Origin of the sequence: Pseudoduganella sp. RAF19 (assembly GCF_052114165.1) — a bacterium.
Classification (GTDB): Bacteria; Pseudomonadota; Gammaproteobacteria; order Burkholderiales; family Burkholderiaceae_D; genus Rugamonas.
This window is the reverse complement of record NZ_JBFREF010000004.1, coordinates 174070-190960: the sequence shown is the minus strand read 5'-3', so window position 1 is coordinate 190960 and position 16891 is coordinate 174070. Positions and strand designations below refer to the sequence as shown.

The following is a 16891-nucleotide window of genomic DNA, read 5'->3' as shown; positions in this document are numbered from 1 at the left end:
GCGTGTTAAGCGGCAGAATCCTTACTCCCGGCGGCTGGGTCACAGGCAGCATCGAATTTGACCAGCGCATACGCCATATCACCGAAGGTCCTGCCGACAGCTCGCTGACGATTCTTCCCGGCTTCGTCGACCTGCACGTGCATGGCGCGGCGGGCGTGGACATCATGCGCGGCGGCGATGCCGGCGCCACCGTGGCGCAGGAACATGCGCGGCACGGCACCACGTCCCTGCTGGGCACCACCATGACGGCGCACGAACCGGATATCCGCCGCGCCCTCTCCGGCCTGGCGCGCGTGGTGGCGGAACGCCCTCCACGCAGCGCGCGCATGCTGGGCGTGCATCTGGAAGGCCCCTTCATCAGCATTCACCGTCTGGGCGCCCAGCCGCCTGACGTAATGCCGGCCACGCTGGAACTGGTACAAGACTTTAACGCCATCGCGCCGATCCGCGTGCTGACCATGGCGCCGGAAGTGGATGGCCACCTTGCGCTGATTCCGCAGCTGGCGGCGATGGGCATTCGCGTGCAGATTGGCCACTCGGCCGGCGATTACGACACCGGCGTGGCTGCCCTGCGTGCAGGCGCCGCCGGTTTCACCCATCTGTTCAACGGTATGACGGGCATGGACCACTACCAGCCCGGCATCGTCGATGCGGCACTGGCGCATGCCGAATACGCCGAGATCATTCCGGATCTACAGCATGTGCATCCCGGCGCGATTCGCGCCGCACTGCGCGCCATTCCTCGCGCCTATGGTATCACCGACGCTACTGCCGCTACCGGCATGCCGGATGGCGAATACTCGCTCGGCACCCAGCGCGTCTACAAATGCCTGGGCTGCGTGCGCCTTGCCACCGGTTCGCTGGCGGGCAGCGTGCTGACCATGGATCAGGCGCTGCGTAATTTCGTCAGCCTGGGCCTGGACCTGGCTGATGCGTCGAACCGCCTCTCGCTATATCCGGCCGACTATCTGGGCGAGCTTGAGCGCGGGCGTCTCGCGCCCGGCGCCTGGGCCGATATCGTTGTACTCGATCAGGACTTGCAACCAGTCGCCGTGTTCGTTGAAGGCGAAGCCATTCTTTAAAGGAGTGCCCATGCACGCTGCCACTTTGTCCGGCTCCACCAGTGCACCTGCCTGGCCCATGCGCTATCTGCTGTTCATCGCGGGCATGGGCGGGCTGCTGTACGGGATCGACGTTGGCATCATTGCCGGTGCGTTGCCTTATCTGGAGTCGACGGCTTCGCAGGCCTGGCGTTTGAGCGCGCAGCAATTGAGTTTCATCGTGGCGGCGGTGCTGCTGGGGTCTGTGCTGTCTTCGCTGTTTGCAGGCGCGGTGGCCGATGCCATCGGACGGCGCTGGGCGATGGTGCTGTCCGGCGCGCTGTTCACCATCAGCATTCCGATTATCGCGCTGGCCGATGGTTATATGCCGCTGCTGCTTGGGCGCTTGCTGCAAGGCGTCAGCGGTGGCTTGATTGGCGTGGTGGTGCCACTGTATCTGGCCGAGTGCCTGCGCGCAGACCAGCGCGGACGCGGCGCGGCTTTGTTCCAGCTGCTGCTGACCATTGGCCTCGTTGCTGCGGCAGTTATCGGTTTGGTGCAGGCGCAGAATGTCGATCGCGCTACGGCGGCGGCGCAGGTGCTGTCCGAAGCCGCGCGCGCCGATGCGCTGTTCGCCGCGCGCGATCGTGCGTGGCGCAGCATCTTCTGGATGTGCCTTGCACCGGGATTGGTGTTCACCATTGGCAGCCTGCTGCTGGCAGAGTCGCCGCGTTGGCTGGTACGCCGCGGCCGCAACGACGCCGCCCGCCAGGCCCTGCTGCGCACCCGCGCCGCCGCCGAAGCCGACGCCGAACTGCGCGAAATGCTGGACGCCGCAGCAGCCCTTCCCCAGCGCGGCCGCCCTACAGCCGCAAGCGCCTCCGCAGCAGGCACTCAACCACAGCGCGGGCATGCCGCCAGTGCCGCTAACGCCGCCGCGCAGGCCCCGAGCGCGTCTGCCGCGACCGCCCAGCCGCAGCGCGAGCATACGGCCGCCGACGCCGCAGCAGACCCGCTGCTCAGCCGGCGCTATGTGATGCCCTTCCTGCTCGCCTGTCTGGTGCTGGCCTGCACGCAGGCGACCGGCATCAACTCCGTGCTGGCTTATGTGGTGAATATCCTGAACCAGGCCGGCCTGCCCGGCGCCACGGCGAATATGGCGGACGTCGGACTGAAAGTGCTGAATGCCGCGATGACGATTGCCGCGGTCGCACTGGTCGACCGCAAGGGCCGCAAGTTCCTGCTGATGCTGGGCAGCGGCGGTATCGTGATCGCCCTGCTGGCAGCAGGCCTGCTGTTCCGCAGTGCGGAGAGCGGCCAGCAGGACGTGCGCGCCAGGGTCGCGCAGCAAGTGCAGGGTGACAGCCTCACGCTGCGTCTCGATACGGAAACCCTGCGCGCCCTCGGTGACGCGAACGCCCAGCAGCTCACGGTCGCTTACAGCTACGGCCCATTCGCCAACGTGGCCACACTGCGCACCAACGATACGCTGCACCTCACGCGTGCCGACGCCGTGCAGGAAGACAGCGTGATCGGCGCCTTCTTCCGCAAGCTGCACCTGAACCCTTTCGCCAATCCGGAAGAAGGCCGCAACGCTCCGCTGCGCATTGAGCGCGCACAAACGGGCAGCGTGCCGTCGTCAGCACACGGCTGGCAGGTAACCGCCGCCATCTGCCTGTTCGTCGCCAGTTTCGCGATAGGGCCGGGCGTGTGCGTGTGGCTGGCCCTGTCCGAGCTGATGCCGACGCGCATCCGCTCCAACGGCATGAGCATCGCCCTGCTGATCAATCAGTTTGTATCGACGGTCATTGCGGCAGTGTTTCTGCCGACGGTGGGGCATTACGGCTACGCCGCAATGTTCTTCTTCTGGGCTGGCTGCACGGTGATTTATTTCCTGACCGCGGCTTTCCTGCTGCCGGAAACGAAGGGGAAAACGCTGGAAGAGATTGAAGCGCATTTCCGCCGTTGAAGCGGAAATGCGCTGGAGGGATTACTGCAGCTTGCCGTAGTTCGGGGAACGCGGGCCGTACAGGATGCCATTCTGCATGCCGGCAGACAGCAGGCGGTTGCTTGCAACGCCGGCGATTGGCCAGGACGAGTCAGTCGCGCTATTGATGATCTGCTTCACTGCCGCAGCCACCAGTGCGCCAATCAGGCCGCCCCCCTGATTGTTCTGCGTTTCGGCGCTGGACGCGGTCGCCGCACCGGACCAGATCTCGGCACCGGTCTTCAGGTCCACCAGCTTGGCCTTGGCGGACACGATCACGTTGCTGCTGATGACGTTGTAGGTCGAACCATAATTGGTCACCGTCACATACAGCGCAGCATCGGCGCCGAAGATGTCGTGCAGCTTCTTCACGTCGACCGAATGAATATCGGCAGCCGTGGTCAGGCCATTCTGTTTGAAGGTCTCATCGACCAGCGCCACCGGCATCACGTAGTAGCCCGATTCAGCCAGCGGGAAGCTCACTTGCGACAGCATGCCGTACGTCGCGATGACTTCGGGCGACTCGTTCAGCGGCGGCAGCACCACAATGGAGCGTGGTTTGCTAGCCTTGAAAGCTGTGTAGTCGTAAGGCGTCTTTTGCGTGGCGCAGCCGACGAAGAACAGTGCAGGCAGCAGGCAAGCCACCAGTTTCAGGGTCTTTTTCAACATATCAGTTTGCCGCCTTCTTCGTATTCTTCAGCAGGAAGTCCATATAGGCCGCAGACTCAGGGAAGAGCTGCTTCTCGGTCTGGAACTCGGCGGCCATCTGGTCCGCGTTGCCAACCATGGAGTACAACAGGCCCAGATGCGCGTGATAGCCCGGTGGCGGCGTCTTGCCCTGCGAGGCGATCTTTTGCAGATCCTTCTGCAGCACGTCGATCTGCTCGTTCGGGCTCTTCTCGCCTTTGAAGTGCTGATACACCTGCGGCTGGTAGCTCTCCCACTGGTACATGGTCTGGGTGTGGTTACACGCAGCCAGCGTCATGGCGCAAGCCAGCGTCAAAGTAATCTTCACCAATTTCATTGACGGGCCTCGCGCAGGTTGAATGCGCCGCCTTCCATGCCGGCCACCAGGCGCTCAACCGCTTCGCGCATGGCCAGGTCCAGCACCTTGCCGTTCAGGGTTGCGTCGTAGCTTGCGGTGCCGCCAAAGCCCAGCACTTCGCGGTTGGACAGGCTGTATTCGCCCGCGCCGCCGGCGGAGTACACCACTTCGGAGGTCGCGATATTCACCACGTTCAGGGTCACTTTGGCGTAAGCAACCTGGGTCTTGCCGCGGCCGGCGAGGCCGAACAGCTGATGGTCGCCCACTTCCTTGCGGCCGAACTCGGTCACGTCGCCGGTGACGACGAAGTCTGCGCCCTTGATGTTCTGGCTTTGCTTCTTGAAGCCTGCTTCCTGCTGCAGTTCCGCCATATTGTCGCGGTCCAGGACATTGAAGCGGTTGGTTTGCTGCAGATGGGAGATCAGAATGGTCTTGGCCTGGCCGCCCAGACGGTCAACGCCGTCCGAGAACACGCCGCGCATGAAGCTCGAGCGGTTATCGAATTTGCCGACCGCGACCAGGGTACGCGGGCCGGTGTAAGGACGCGCAGCGCTGGCCACGGTTGGCACTTGCAAAGCCTGATGACTCTCGGTGGCGCAGCCTGCCAGCGCCGCGGTTGCGGCCATCGCCAATAACACGGTTTTCATTATTCTGCCCTAAGGTGGTTGTGGTGCATCAATTATAAGATGCCACAGGGCAATATTGCAAATAATGAAAACTAAATTGCTATTTGCTATTCAGGAGCGCGCGCCAAACAGGCTGTCCAGGGCACCACGGCTGTCGGGAATTGTGCCGCCTGGCGTGAGCTTGTCGACCACCTGCGGCAGCAGCTGCGCCAGATGCGCGGATACCTGCTCCGTGCTTAAGCCAAGACGGGTGGCGATAGCCTGCACCTGCTCGTTGCCCAGCACCGCCTGCAACTGCTCGGCGCTGATCGGCAGGTTCTCGCCGGTGCCGATCCAGGAGGCGACCACGCCGCCCATGCCGCCCTGCTCAAAAGCCGTCACCATCCCTTGCAGGCCGCCGGTGCGCGGGTCGGTCAGCATGGCGCCGACTGCTTCAAACATGCCTTCCGGATGGCTGCCGCCAGAGAACTGGCCAAGCACCTGCCCTGCCAGCGTATCGAAAATACCCATTGCTGCCTCCCTATTTCAACAGTCCGAATACCTTGCCGATCGCCGCACTGCCATAGGACAGCGGGTCACGGCGGATGTTCTTCTCTTCTTCTGCAATCATCAGGTACAAGCCATCCAGCGCGCGCTGGGTGACGTAGCCTTCCACGGTGGCGCTGTCGCCTGCCGCCAGGCCCAGCTTGCCCGCCTGCCCCATCGCAGCATTGAACTGGCCGGAGAGCTTGGAGCGGTCGGTGACGCCCTTCACGATGGGCAGGAATTTGGCGGCCAGCGGCGCCGAGGTCTTCTCCTTGAAGAAGTCCGTGACCGAGGTATCGCCGCCGGTCAGAATGCGCTTGGCGTCATCCACCGTCATCGATTTGACGGCGTTCACCAGCAGCGGCTTGGCCATGGGGACGGCCTGCTCGGCGGCGTGGTTCATGGCGGTTTCCAGTTCGTCCAGCTGCTGGCCGCGGCCCGTCATGGCGATCAGCGGGCGCGCCTTCTCCAGAATTTTCGGCAGGGGGATGTGAACTTTTTCGTTATTGAGGAAGCCGCCGTCGACGCCCAGTTTGGCGACAGCGGCCGAAGATCCGGCTTCCAGCGCCGCTTTCAGGCCGCCGCTGGCTTCCTTGTTGCTGAGCGCCGCCAGGGGATCGGCGGCGAAAGCGCTGGCTGCCAGAAGCAGGCCAGCGCCGAAGATCGCAGGTTTCATCACACACTCCGGACGAAATTGATCTTGCTATCTTACTACCAACAGTCGATCAATCCCGCCAGAGTTGTCAGAACTTGTAACTCAGGCCTGCCACAAAAGAACGGCCCGAATGCACATACAGCAGCGTATCGTTACGCTGCGAATCGCGGCCATAGCGCAGCGGTTCGTCGGTCAGGTTCTGCCCTTCCAGCGACACGCGCAGCTGCGGCGTGATGTTGTAGGAAACGCTGAAGTCCACGTTGGTCGAACCATCGACAATGGTGAAGTCGTGGCCCGCCACATTACCCAGCACGTTCAGCAGATACGACGAGCGGTGCGCCGCCGAGACACGCGCGCTGAACTTCTGGTCCTCGTAATACAGCGTGATGTTGTGGGCATTTGGCGACAGACCCGTGAAGTTGGCGACCTGGGTCAGCTGCTCATTGGCGGCCGTATTGGGATTGTCCACCCGCGTGATGTAGGTGATCTTCGAATCGACGTGGGTGTAGTTCAGCAGCGCGCCGAAATTGCTCCAGAACCCAGGCAGGAAGCTGAACGGCGCCTGCCAGTTGAATTCATAGCCGCGCAGCGGACCGCCCGGCGTGTTGACCTTGCGGTTCACCACCACGGTGGTGCTTGGGAGCGTCGGGCAGGCCGGCGTGCCGCCCGTAATGCTGCAGCCACCGCCCAGCAGCACGGAATCCGGCAGACCGAGCGAGGAGAACACGGCACGTTCGGACACGCCCTGGATGAAGGTGCCGATGTCCTTGTAGAAGTAGCCCAGCGAAACCATGGCGTTCTTCTGGTAGTACCACTCGGCCTGCACGTCGACGGTCTTGGCGCGGATCGGGTCCAGGTTCGGATTGCCGATGCTGACCGTCTGGCTCTGGGTGCTCAAGGTGGCCGATGGCGCCAGGTCGGTGTATTCGGGACGCGCCACCGTCTTGCCGGCCGAGAAGCGCACCAGCACATCGCGCGGCAGTTCGGCCGTCACGTTCAGCGCCGGCAGGTAGTCGCGGTACTTGTGCTCCACCGTCACCGGCTGCAGCGCGTTGTTCGCATTCACCAGCGCGAAGGAGGTGGCCGTGGTGTCGGCGCCGCGCACACCCACATTACCGCGCAGCGGAATGCCAAACACGTCGTACTTGAAGTCCACCATGGCGAACAAGGCCTTGATCGATTCATCCACGCCGCGATTGGCCTGCGCCAGGTAGTTGTATTCCGAACCCGGCACGGCGGCGCAATGGCACTCGATGTTGTACACGCCGAGGAACTTCTGCAGGTCCACCGCAGCCCACGACGTAGGCACGCCCGTGCCGCCAAGGCCGCTGCCGAAGTTGTCGATCTGGCGCGACACGCTGGCCAGCGTCACGCCTGCCGGCAGCGCCAGACCATTGCCGCCGGAACCGATCTCGATATTGGTCCAGGTGTTGGCGCGCTTGGAGAAGCCACCGCGCAGCGTGATGTTGTCGTTCACCTCGAAGCTGCCATTGATGGCATGCGTGGTCAGCTTGTTCTTGGTGTGCAGATAGCGGCCCACGAACTGGCCGTGGAAGGTGCCGTCCGCCTCCTGCGGCGCGAAGGTAAAGGCGTTCGGGTTGGTGACGTCCATGCCGAAGTTCAGTGTCGGCACATTGCGGTTGTTGCGGAAGTCCCAGGAGAAGTTATTGATATTCGGCGCGTCCCACTGCACGGTGGCGCGCACCGGTTCGTCCAGGTCGGAGATCGAGCTGCCGGTCAGGAAGTCGACCTTGAAGCGGTCGCTGAAATCGTGGCGGCCGGACAGCACGTTCTGGCGGAACAGCGTGGTGTACTTGTCCAGCAAGCCCTCGGTGCGGATGTCGACGGCGTTGAATTTGCCATAGTCCCAGCTGCCGTTCTGGTCGAAGTGCGCGTCCACGATCGAGGTCTGCGGCTTGCCGTTGGACTGGCCCAGGCTGCGGCCGAACGAAATCGCTTCGATGTAGTTGTCGTAGCGGTTGTTGACGAATTTACCGCCCAGGAAGTCGTAAGCCAGTTCGGTGTGCGAATCCGGACGCCATTGCAGCGAGCCCGTGATGCCGCTGCGTTCATACTGGGTTTCCGAGCGGCGATAGCGCGGAATACGCGGCGCAAATGCGCCCGAGCCCGGCGCCGGATTGGCGACCGTGCCGCCGTAATCGTCGGTGCGGCCCATCACGTCATTGTAGGCGGCGGTACTGGAGGTACGCGGCACGCCCGTGCCGCAATTCGCCGCATCGATGCCTTTGGCGGGCGTGTTGCCCGGATTCTGAGGGCTATAGCTAAGCGGCGAGCAGAAGCCGCCGTCCTGGTTGGCGCTCAGCAGCTCCACGGCTTCATAGCCTTCTTCCGTTGCGGTGCGCTTGGAGTAGGCGGCGGAGATCAGTGCACCGACCTGGCCGAAGCTGGTGGTCCAGCGGTCGGACGCCAGCGCGGTCAGGCGCGGTTCGGTCTTGCGCGACAGGTCGTTGTGGAACTCCTGCCCTCCGAGGCTGAAGGTGCGGCCCTTGAAGTCGAAGGGACGCGCGGTGCGCAGGTCGACGGTGGCGCCCAGCGAGCCTTCTTCCACGGCCGCTTCGGCGGTCTTGCGCACTTCCAGGCTGTTGAACAGTTCGGAGGCGAATACGCTGAAGTCGAAGCCGCGCCCGCGGTTGGTGCTGCCGTTGATGTCCGATGCGCCGGTGGCGGTCACGCCTTCGATGCCGTTGATGCGCACCCGCGTAAAGCCTGCGTTCAGGCCACGCACGGTAATCTGCTTGCCCTCGCCACCGTCGCCGCGCGACAGCGACACGCCCGGCACGCGCTGCAGCGATTCGGCCAGGTTCGCGTCCGGGAATTTGGCGATATCTTCGGCCTTGATCACATCGACGATTCCGTCGCTGTTCTTCTTGGTGTTCAAGGCGCTGTTCAAACTGGCGCGGAAGCCCGATACGACAACCACGTTCTCTTCCTGCGCGCTGGCGGCCATGCTGGCGACTGCAAGTGCTACGGCCAGCGCCATACGATTGCGGTACTCCATCCTGTCTCCTCCCTGTTGTTGTTGCAAGGAGTGTATGGCGCACCACGCCGCTTTTTTCAGCAGTGAGCAAACAACTCATAAACTTGATCGGTACTGATCGCTGCACTTTCAGTCGCGCCAGAGGAGCGGCACGGGTTTCAATCACCGGATTGAGCGATCAAATGCTCCCCTTGAGCGTGGGGATTACGCGACACTGCCGGAAACCCAAGGCAGAAGCAGGTGTCTGCCACGCCGTGGCAGACACCAGGGTTACGCCGTGGGTTTTTAAGCAGGCAGCAGGTCGGGGTGGGCGCGCAGCTGCGCTAGTTGGCTGGCGTTGAGGCGGGCGGCGGCTTGTGCGGTGTAGCGCGCGGCGCCTTGAACGCCGGCGCGTTCCGCCAGCGACAGCCAGCGGTAGGCTTGCGGCACGTCGGACGGTGCGCCCTGGCCGCTGAGGTACATCAAGCCAGCGTTGAGCTGCGCACGGCCATGGCCCTGGCGGGCGGCGGCCACATACCACTGCAGCGCGGCGGCGAAATCGCGCGGCACGCCCTGGCCATTGTCGTAGCGCAGGGCCAGCGTGAACTGAGCCAGCGTGTGGCCTTGCTCGGCGGCCTTGCGGTACCAGGCGTTGGCCTGCAAGATGTCCGGCACGGGACCGTCGTCGCGGTCGTAGAGCTGGCCCAGCATGTACTGGGCGGCAGCGTAATCCTGTTCCGCCGCGCGCAGATACCAAGCGATCGCCTTGCGCAGATCGAGCGGCACGCCCTGCCCTGTTTCATAGCGCAGGCCAAGGTCGAATTGCGCACGCAGATGGCCCTGATCGGCCGCCTTGCGATACCAGAAAATGGCTTCGTGCGGGTCGGCATTCACGCCATGGCCCGCGTCGAACAGCATGCCCAGATGGTATTGCGCCGCCGGGAAACCCTGATCGGCCGCCTTGCGGTACCAGCTGGCCGCTTCGGCATAGTCCTGCACCACGCCCTGGCCATGGTCATAGCGCTGGCCCAGGTTGTTCTGCGCCGCCGCGTGGCCCTGATCCGCCGCGCGGCGATACCAGGCCAGCGCCAGCTGCTCATCGCGCGGCACGCCGTGGCCATTGTCGTAGATCAGGCCCAGATTGAACTGGGAGCTCATATGATTTTGCTCGGCCGCCGCCGTGTACCACTTGATGGCTTTCGGGCTGTCCTGCGGCACGCCGTCGCCCTTGTCGTAGCGCAGCGCGAGATTGAACTGGGCCGGCGCGTATTTTTGCTCTGCCGCCTTGCGGAACCATGACATGGCTTGCTGTACATCCTGCTGCACGCCTTGTCCGTTCGCATAGCGCAGGCCGAGATTGAACTGGGCGCGCGCATAGCCCTGCTCCGCCGCGCGGCGATACCACATGATGGCCTGGCGGAAGTCCTGCGGCACGCCCTTGCCGGTGTCGTACATCATGCCCAGGTTGTTCTGCGCACCCGCGTCGCCCTGCTCGGCAGCCTTGGCGAACCAGTGGCGCGCCTGTTCGGTGTCCTGTTCGATACCCTGGCCCTTGGCGTACAGCCAGCCCAGGTTGTACTGCGCGGCGGCATAGCCCTGCTCCGCCGCCAGCTGATACCAGCGCGCCGCTTCCGTGTAGTCCGGATCGACGCCCTGGCCCTTCTGGTACATCACGCCAAGGTTGTACTGCGCATGCTCCAGCCCTGCATTGGCGGCCTGCCGATACCAGGCCGCGGCCAGCTCATAGCTCTGCGCCACGCCCTGGCCGTTGAAATACATGAAGCCCAGGCTGTGCTGGGCGTTCGGCACGCCGCGCTCGGCGAGATCGCGTACACGCAGGTATTCCGCCGTGTAGTTGGTGGCCGCGGAGGCTTCTGCTTCGCTGGGCGTGTAGCGCTGCATGGGTGGCTCAGGCCTGGATGGCGACGACGCGCGCGCCCGGCACTTCAGCCGCACCTTCGATCTGGTTCTGCGTCTGCAGCACGTTGATGAAGGACGACAGCGAAATCGGACGGTAGTACAGATAGCCCTGCATGGTGGAGCAGCCATTGGCCTGCAGGTAGCGTGCCTGCACCTCGGTCTCCACGCCTTCCGCCACCAGATGCAGGCCCAGACCGCGCGCGATGGAGATGATGGCCAGGATCACCGGATAGTGCCCATGCTCGTCGTGGATCTCCTTGACGAAGCTCTGGTCGATCTTGATGGTGTGGATCGGGAAGCGGTGCAGGTAGGACAGCGAGGAATAACCCGTGCCGAAATCGTCGATCGCCACCGATACGCCCAGCTGGCACAGCTTGTTCAACTGCTCGATGGCGTACTGCGGATTGCGGATGCAGATATTCTCGGTAATCTCCACCTCGATCTGCGCCGGCGAAATACCGTAGCGCTGCAGCGCACCGCGCATCTTCTCGAAGAAATCGCCGCGGTCCAAATACTGCGGGGACAGGTTGAGCGACAGGCGGATGGTGTCACCGCCGGCCGCATTCCACATCAGCAGGTCGCGGCATAGCGCGCCGATCATCCAGTCCGAGATCGGCAGCATCAGGCCATTCTCTTCCGCGAACGGCAGGAATTCGCCAGCCGACAGCAGGCCGCGCTGCGGATGGTTCCAGCGCATCAGGCCCTCGGCGCCGATGATGCGGCCGGTGGCCACGTCGATCTGCGGCTGGTAATACATTTCCAGTTCGTTGTGCTCCAGCGCCTTGCGCAGCGACTGTTCCAGCGCAATCTTCTGGTGCGACATGTCCTGCATCGAGGAGTGGTAGAAGCTGTGGCCGTTCTTGCCCAGCGCCTTCACCTGGTACATGGCGATGTCGGCATGGCGCAGCAGTTCCTCGATGCTCTCGCCGTCGCCCGGATAGATAGCGATACCGATGGAGGCCGAGATGTGCACGATGTGGCCGTCCAGATCGAAAGGCTTCTGCAGCACTTCCAGGAACTTGTCGGCGATCGCTTTCGCATCGGCGCGGTCGCGCAGCTCCGGCAGCACGATGGTGAATTCGTCACCGCCCTGGCGCGCCAGCGTGTCGCCCTTGCGCAGGCATTCCTTCAGGCGCAGCGCGGCTTGCTGCAGCAGCTCGTCGCCCTTCACGTGGCCCAGCGTGTCGTTGACCAGCTTGAAGCGGTCCAGGTCGACGAACATCACCGCCAGTTCGGTCAGCTTGCGCTTGGCCTGGATCACGGCCAGTCCCAGGCGGTCCTTGAACAGCATGCGGTTCGGCAGGTCGGTCAGGATGTCGTGGTAGGCCTGGTAGGAAATCATCTCCTCGGCGCGCTTGCGGTCCGTGATGTCGCGCGCCACACCGTAAGTGCCGAAGAATTCGTGCTTCTCCACTTCCGCGCCCGGCACGTGCATGCCGATCGCATTCAGCGAGATCGTCATCAGCGTGTTGTTGAAGGTGCGGTCGGCGCCGACGCCGGAATTGCACTTCAGGCGCAGCTCCACATTGCGCGAGGCGCGTTCATCGACGCGGCGCTCGTTGAACACATAGCGGGCGCGTTCCTGGTCTTCGTCGTGCACCAGGATGGAGTAGTGCTTGCCCAGCAGTTCTTCGCGCGTAAAGCCCAGCAGCTGGTAGGCGCGGTCGTTGACGAAGGTAAAGCAGCCCTCGTGGTTCAGGGTGTAGATGATGTCCGGCGAAGAGTCCACCAGATAGCGGTACATCTTCTCCGAGTTTTCCAGACGCTGGCCGATACGGCGGTTTTCCACCGCGAGACGGCGCTTCTGCAGCGCGTTCTCGACGGTCTTCAGCAGCTCCGGCGGGTTGTACGGCTTGCGCAGGTAATCGTAGGCGCCGCGCTTCAGCGCGCCGATGGCGGCGTCGATGCCGGCTTCGCCGCTCATCACGATCACGTCGGCATCGATGTCCTTGGCGTTGATGAAGTCCATGATCTCGTGGCCGCTCATGTCCGGCAGGCGCAGGTCGAGCAGCACGAGGTCAAATTGCAGGCGGTTCAGGTGGGTCAGCGCTTCGCTGCCCGAGGAGGCGGTCACCAGCTGGTAGTCGTGGCCGCGCAGCAGTTCATACAGGGACGTCAGGAGACGGGGCTCGTCATCCACCAGCAGCAGGCGAGGCTGGAACTCGGGGGCCGGCGGAACTAAACCGCCGTCGGACGCCATGAGTGGGTTCGGGTTCGTCGGGTTCATCATGGCCTTATACGGAATCCATCACGCGCGCCTGCACGGTCGCGATCTGGCTGTTGCTGCCCCGGGCCGGCAGCAAGATTTCAAAAGTAGTACCCGTGGCGCCGCTGCGGCAAGTAATCTCGCCGCCCAGGCGCTTGACAAGGCTGTGAACGATGGACAGCCCCAGCCCGTGGTGCTTGCCCTCTTTGCTGCTCTTCACGGCGGTGAACAGATTGGCCAGCACCTCGGCCGACAGGCCAGGACCGCTATCCGCCACCACCAGTTCCACATACAGCTTGCGTTCGCGGTTGACCAGCCCGCGATTGGAAATCTCGATGCGGCCGCCGTCCGGCATGGCTTCCACCGAGTTCTTGATCAGATTGACGAGGATCTGCTTCAGCAGGTCGGCGTCGCCGTCGATTTCGTTCGGCTCTTCCAGCATGCGCAGGATCAGCTGCACCGAGGCCGGCACGAAGTCGGTGGCGCGGAACAGGCGCAGCACATCGTCCACCACGCGGCCGATATGGGTCACGCTGCCGGTGTCGGTCGGCTGCAGGTCGGCCAGGCCGTGGATCAACTGCCCGACGCGGTCGATCTCTTCGTTCAGGATCGACATTTCGGACACCACCGGCTCGCGCCGCGCCAGCTTGGCATCCAGCACCGACAGGTAGTTCTTGATGATCGACAGCGGGTTGTTCACCTCGTGCACCACGCGGCGCGACGCCTCGCGGTATTCCTCGGCCACATGCGCCACCTGGCGCCGTGCATGGCCGCGTTCCGAGATCGCCGTTTCCAGCGCAGCCGCGGCTTGCGTGCCGAAGGATTGCAGGAAGCGCTCGCGCTTCTGGTAGGACGGCAGCTGCCAGGTGCCCGCACCGCCCACCAGCACGCCCAGGCAGCGCTGGCCGGTCACCAGCGGCAGGCACACCATGGAGTCGGTGCCGAGGATGCGGAACAGCTGCTCTTCCGCGATGGTCAGCGGCTGCGCGCCGCGCGTGGCAAAGGCCATTTTGCGCTCGGCGGCGGCGTCCGCGATCAGACCGCCCTTGTTCAGCGGGATGGAGAATTCGGCCAGACGCTGCTGGGCTTCTCCGGTGCCGAAGCCTTCCAGCGCATGGCCGGTAGGATTCTCCAGCAGCAGCACGGTGGTGTCGAAATCGAAAAGGATGCGCGCCGAACGCGCCATCGCTTCCAGCATCGAGGCTTCGCCCTGCTGGCGCGCGAAGGTCTGGCCCATTTCGGACACCAGCACCATATTGCGCACTTCTTCCTGCAGGCGCGCCTGCACGGGATCGGCCGGCGTGGGCGCCACGGCGGGCGGCGCCACGATGTCGTCGGCGCCGGTCAGGTCGATGCCCAGGTATTCGGCGGACTTCAGCACCTGGCGCGCAGCCGACTTCACGAAGGCGTCCAGCTGGGTCGCATCCAGGCCGCACAGCGCGGCTGCTTCGTCGGCGTCGCCATCGTGGTAGCACAGGTGGTGCGCCAGGCGCACGATGCGGATCAGGGGATGCGCGGACTCCAGGCGCGTGACCGGCTCGTGGTGATACAGCACCGAGTCGGCCAGGAAGGAATCCAGGTTCCAGCGTTCGATCAGCCAGGCGCCCGCTTCGGTGTGCGTGATTTCCAGGGTGCGCTGCTCGACGGCGCACAGGTCTTCGTCGTCGCGCGCGGTGAAGTTGTAGGCGTATTCCTTCGGCGCGGTGGACAGCAGGGCCAGGCGGCCGACATTGTGCAGCAGGCCGGCCAGATAGGCTTCTTCCACGTGCGGGTAATCCATGGCGCGGGCGATGTCGCGCGCGATCACGGCAGTGGTAAGGGAACCTTTCCAAAACGCGCGCAGATCGGTGCTGCCGGAGTGCGGGAAGTTGTTGAAGGTCTGGAACACGGATTCGCTGATCACCAGCGTTTTGATCATGTCCGTGCCGAGCGACACCAGGGCCTGCTCCAGGCCTACGGAACGGCTGTGGCGCTGGTAGGCCGAGCTGTTGGCCACCGACAGGATCTTGGACGTCATCCCGGCATCCTTGGCGATCAGCGCGGCCAACTCCGGCATGCCGGCGTCGTCGGCTTGCAGCAGCTCAATCAGCTTGATGAGAATCTGCGGCATGGCCGGCAGACGCGCGATCAGCAAGCGATTGCGGATGTCATGATCAGGTTGATGCATCTTGGCGCCAAGGTGACGTAAAAAATCGGCGCCTAGCACATGGGGCGCCTGTTCAATTCTTTAAACAGTAACAGCTTTACCGTGCATTTCCCGCTTGCAATCTCAAATGCACATTAACATAAATATACTATAACTTATCGGCAATACAAATTCCCGGCGACACTTTGTTGCATTTATTAACGTACTAAGAGGGATTATTGTTAAAAATAAAACAATGTTGCTGTTATTCTTTCATTGGGACGATAGCATGCGCTTGACCACGCGCGACGTCAACCATAATCCGAGGGCTGTTACCGTAAAGCACAATTGGGCGCAGGCCAACAGTAGTATGGAGTGCGACAGCGCCGGGGCAATCACGCCTGCAATCACGGCGGCCAGCAGGGTGACGGCAAAACTTTGGCAGGAGGCGACCGTGCCGCGGATGTGCGGGAACAGGTCCAGCGCCAGCAATGTGGCGCCCGGGGCGACGACCGACATGCCGAAGGTGTAGAAGAAGATCGGCAAAGTGCTCCACGGCAGGGCGGGCGGCAGGAATAGGTGGTACAGCACATTCACCGCGGCGGCCGTCAGCAGGAAAGCGAAGCCGAAGCGGATCTGGCGCGCGAAGCTCCATTTGCCGGCGATGCGGTTGGCGGCCAGTGCACCGAGGAAGATGCCCGACACGGCAGGCACGAACAGCCACGCGAACTGGTCCGGGCCAAGGTGCAACTGCTCCGGCAGCGCAATCGGCGCGGCGGAGATGTAGACAAACAGGCCGCAGAAATTTAGCGCTACCACGCCTGTCTTCAAATGGAAAAGCGGCGAGGACAAAATCGTGCGGTAGCTGGTCCACAGGAAGCGCGGATTGAAGGCATGGCGCTTGTGCGGCGGCAGCGTTTCCGGCAGGCGGCGGTAGCACACCACGAACAGCAGGATGGTGTAGCCGACCAGGAACAGGAAAATGCTGCGCCAGTCGGAATACTTCACGATGAAGCCGCCCATCACGGGCGCCACGGCGGGGGCGATGGAGAAAATCATGGTCACCATCGACAGCAGCCTTGCGGCGGCGGCGTCCGCATACAGGTCGCGGATGATGGCCCTGCCGACCACCACGCCGGCGCCGGCCGACACGCCCTGCATCACGCGGAATACCCACAGGTATTGCACGCTGTGCGCGGCGGCGCAGCCGAAGGTGCCGATGCAGAAAGTGACCAGGCTGACCAGGATGACGTTGCGGCGTCCGAACGCATCGGACAGCGCGCCGTGCCACAGCACCATGCCGGCAAAGGCCAGCAGGTAGGCTGTCAGCGATTGCTGGACCTCGACCGCTGTGGCGTTGAGGCTGGCCTGGATGTTGGGGAAAGCAGGGAGATAAGCGTCGATGGAAAACGGGCCGAGCATGGACAGCCCGGCCAGCACTGTCGCCAGTGCGGCAGGCCCCAGCGGCTTGCGATGCGGTACTTCAGGTGAGGGAACGTCGGCTTCAGGATCGGCAGGAACGCTCGCTGGCGGCTGGGGCATCATGAGAAATCAGCTCCCCTTGCGCGGTGGACGCGGCGGCCGCGACAAGGTCGGCCTTGCCTGGCGCGCCGGCTGCGTGGCGGGTGCCGGCGCTCGCCGCATCTTGGCCGGCTCCGGCGCATCGCCGGCATCCGATGTAGCGCCGCCGGTGGACGCGCCCGATGCACTTCCCGTTGCGCTTGACCCTCCGCCCGCCTTCGCCCCCGCCCACGGACCAGCGGCAGCCGGTGCTACCGGTGCCGC

At 63.7% G+C, this 16891-nt stretch carries 12 protein-coding genes; 2 read left to right on the top strand and 10 right to left on the bottom strand.

The genetic code is table 11. From position 1 onward, the window contains the following. The first annotated feature begins 2 nt into the window (after nt 1–2). Nucleotides 3–1082, top strand: a complete 1080-nt coding sequence (locus AB4Z19_RS12050) for an N-acetylglucosamine-6-phosphate deacetylase (RefSeq protein ID WP_442025497.1) — start codon at nt 3–5, stop codon at nt 1080–1082. Between the two features lie 10 nt (nt 1083–1092). Then, nucleotides 1093–3009, top strand: a complete 1917-nt coding sequence (locus tag AB4Z19_RS12045; RefSeq protein ID WP_442025496.1) for an MFS transporter — start codon at nt 1093–1095, stop codon at nt 3007–3009. Between the two features lie 21 nt (nt 3010–3030). Here AB4Z19_RS12045 and AB4Z19_RS12040 read toward each other — a convergent pair whose 3' ends face one another. From AB4Z19_RS12040 to AB4Z19_RS11995, 10 genes are all read right to left on the bottom strand, one after another. Further along, the gene (locus AB4Z19_RS12040) at nt 3031–3696 is read right to left on the bottom strand and encodes a DUF799 domain-containing protein (protein ID WP_442025495.1); all 666 of its coding nucleotides are present in this window, start codon (nt 3694–3696) and stop codon (nt 3031–3033) included. Between the two features lies 1 nt (nt 3697). Beyond that, the gene (locus tag AB4Z19_RS12035; protein ID WP_442025494.1) at nt 3698–4051 is read right to left on the bottom strand and encodes a DUF4810 domain-containing protein; all 354 of its coding nucleotides are present in this window, start codon (nt 4049–4051) and stop codon (nt 3698–3700) included. Continuing rightward, the gene (locus AB4Z19_RS12030; protein ID WP_442025493.1) at nt 4048–4719 is read right to left on the bottom strand and encodes a CsgG/HfaB family protein; all 672 of its coding nucleotides are present in this window, start codon (nt 4717–4719) and stop codon (nt 4048–4050) included. Before AB4Z19_RS12030 ends, AB4Z19_RS12035 begins: the two co-directional genes overlap by 4 nt. 90 nt (nt 4720–4809) lie before the next feature. Then, entirely contained in the window at nt 4810–5208 is a 399-nt protein-coding gene (locus AB4Z19_RS12025; protein WP_442025492.1) for a YidB family protein, read from the bottom strand. Nucleotides 5209–5218: 10 nt separating this feature from the next. Further along, nucleotides 5219–5899 (bottom strand): DUF4197 domain-containing protein, encoded by a 681-nt coding sequence (locus tag AB4Z19_RS12020; protein WP_442035325.1) that lies wholly within the window; start codon nt 5897–5899, stop codon nt 5219–5221. 67 nt (nt 5900–5966) lie between these two features. Beyond that, a complete protein-coding gene (locus AB4Z19_RS12015) occupies nt 5967–8897 on the bottom strand; it encodes a TonB-dependent receptor (RefSeq protein ID WP_442027568.1) in 2931 nt (976 codons plus the stop codon). Between the two features lie 264 nt (nt 8898–9161). Next, nucleotides 9162–10757, bottom strand: coding sequence for a tetratricopeptide repeat protein (locus AB4Z19_RS12010; protein ID WP_442027570.1), 1596 nt, complete (start codon nt 10755–10757; stop codon nt 9162–9164). 7 nt (nt 10758–10764) lie between these two features. Then, complete coding sequence (locus AB4Z19_RS12005; RefSeq protein ID WP_442035404.1) at nt 10765–12975, bottom strand: putative bifunctional diguanylate cyclase/phosphodiesterase; 2211 nt, start codon at nt 12973–12975, stop codon at nt 10765–10767. Between the two features lie 34 nt (nt 12976–13009). Then, the gene (locus AB4Z19_RS12000; protein ID WP_442035324.1) at nt 13010–15148 is read right to left on the bottom strand and encodes an HDOD domain-containing protein; all 2139 of its coding nucleotides are present in this window, start codon (nt 15146–15148) and stop codon (nt 13010–13012) included. Nucleotides 15149–15379: 231 nt separating this feature from the next. Then, a complete protein-coding gene (locus AB4Z19_RS11995) occupies nt 15380–16651 on the bottom strand; it encodes a multidrug effflux MFS transporter (protein WP_442035323.1) in 1272 nt (423 codons plus the stop codon). Nucleotides 16652–16891 lie beyond the last annotated feature (240 nt).

What these genes read in the sequence shown, in the direction of transcription:
- AB4Z19_RS12045 (WP_442025496.1), top strand. Translation starts at nt 1,093, where the DNA reads ATGCACGCTGCCACTTTGTCCGGCTCCACCAGTGCACCTGCCTGGCCC.
- AB4Z19_RS12040 (WP_442025495.1), bottom strand. Translation starts at nt 3,696, where the DNA reads ATGTTGAAAAAGACCCTGAAACTGGTGGCTTGCCTGCTGCCTGCACTG.
- AB4Z19_RS12035 (WP_442025494.1), bottom strand. Translation starts at nt 4,051, where the DNA reads ATGAAATTGGTGAAGATTACTTTGACGCTGGCTTGCGCCATGACGCTG.
- AB4Z19_RS12030 (WP_442025493.1), bottom strand. Translation starts at nt 4,719, where the DNA reads ATGAAAACCGTGTTATTGGCGATGGCCGCAACCGCGGCGCTGGCAGGC.
- AB4Z19_RS12025 (WP_442025492.1), bottom strand. Translation starts at nt 5,208, where the DNA reads ATGGGTATTTTCGATACGCTGGCAGGGCAGGTGCTTGGCCAGTTCTCT.
- AB4Z19_RS12020 (WP_442035325.1), bottom strand. Translation starts at nt 5,899, where the DNA reads ATGAAACCTGCGATCTTCGGCGCTGGCCTGCTTCTGGCAGCCAGCGCT.
- AB4Z19_RS12015 (WP_442027568.1), bottom strand. Translation starts at nt 8,897, where the DNA reads ATGGAGTACCGCAATCGTATGGCGCTGGCCGTAGCACTTGCAGTCGCC.
- AB4Z19_RS12010 (WP_442027570.1), bottom strand. Translation starts at nt 10,757, where the DNA reads ATGCAGCGCTACACGCCCAGCGAAGCAGAAGCCTCCGCGGCCACCAAC.
- AB4Z19_RS12005 (WP_442035404.1), bottom strand. Translation starts at nt 12,975, where the DNA reads ATGGCGTCCGACGGCGGTTTAGTTCCGCCGGCCCCCGAGTTCCAGCCT.
- AB4Z19_RS12000 (WP_442035324.1), bottom strand. Translation starts at nt 15,148, where the DNA reads ATGCATCAACCTGATCATGACATCCGCAATCGCTTGCTGATCGCGCGT.
- AB4Z19_RS11995 (WP_442035323.1), bottom strand. Translation starts at nt 16,651, where the DNA reads ATGATGCCCCAGCCGCCAGCGAGCGTTCCTGCCGATCCTGAAGCCGAC.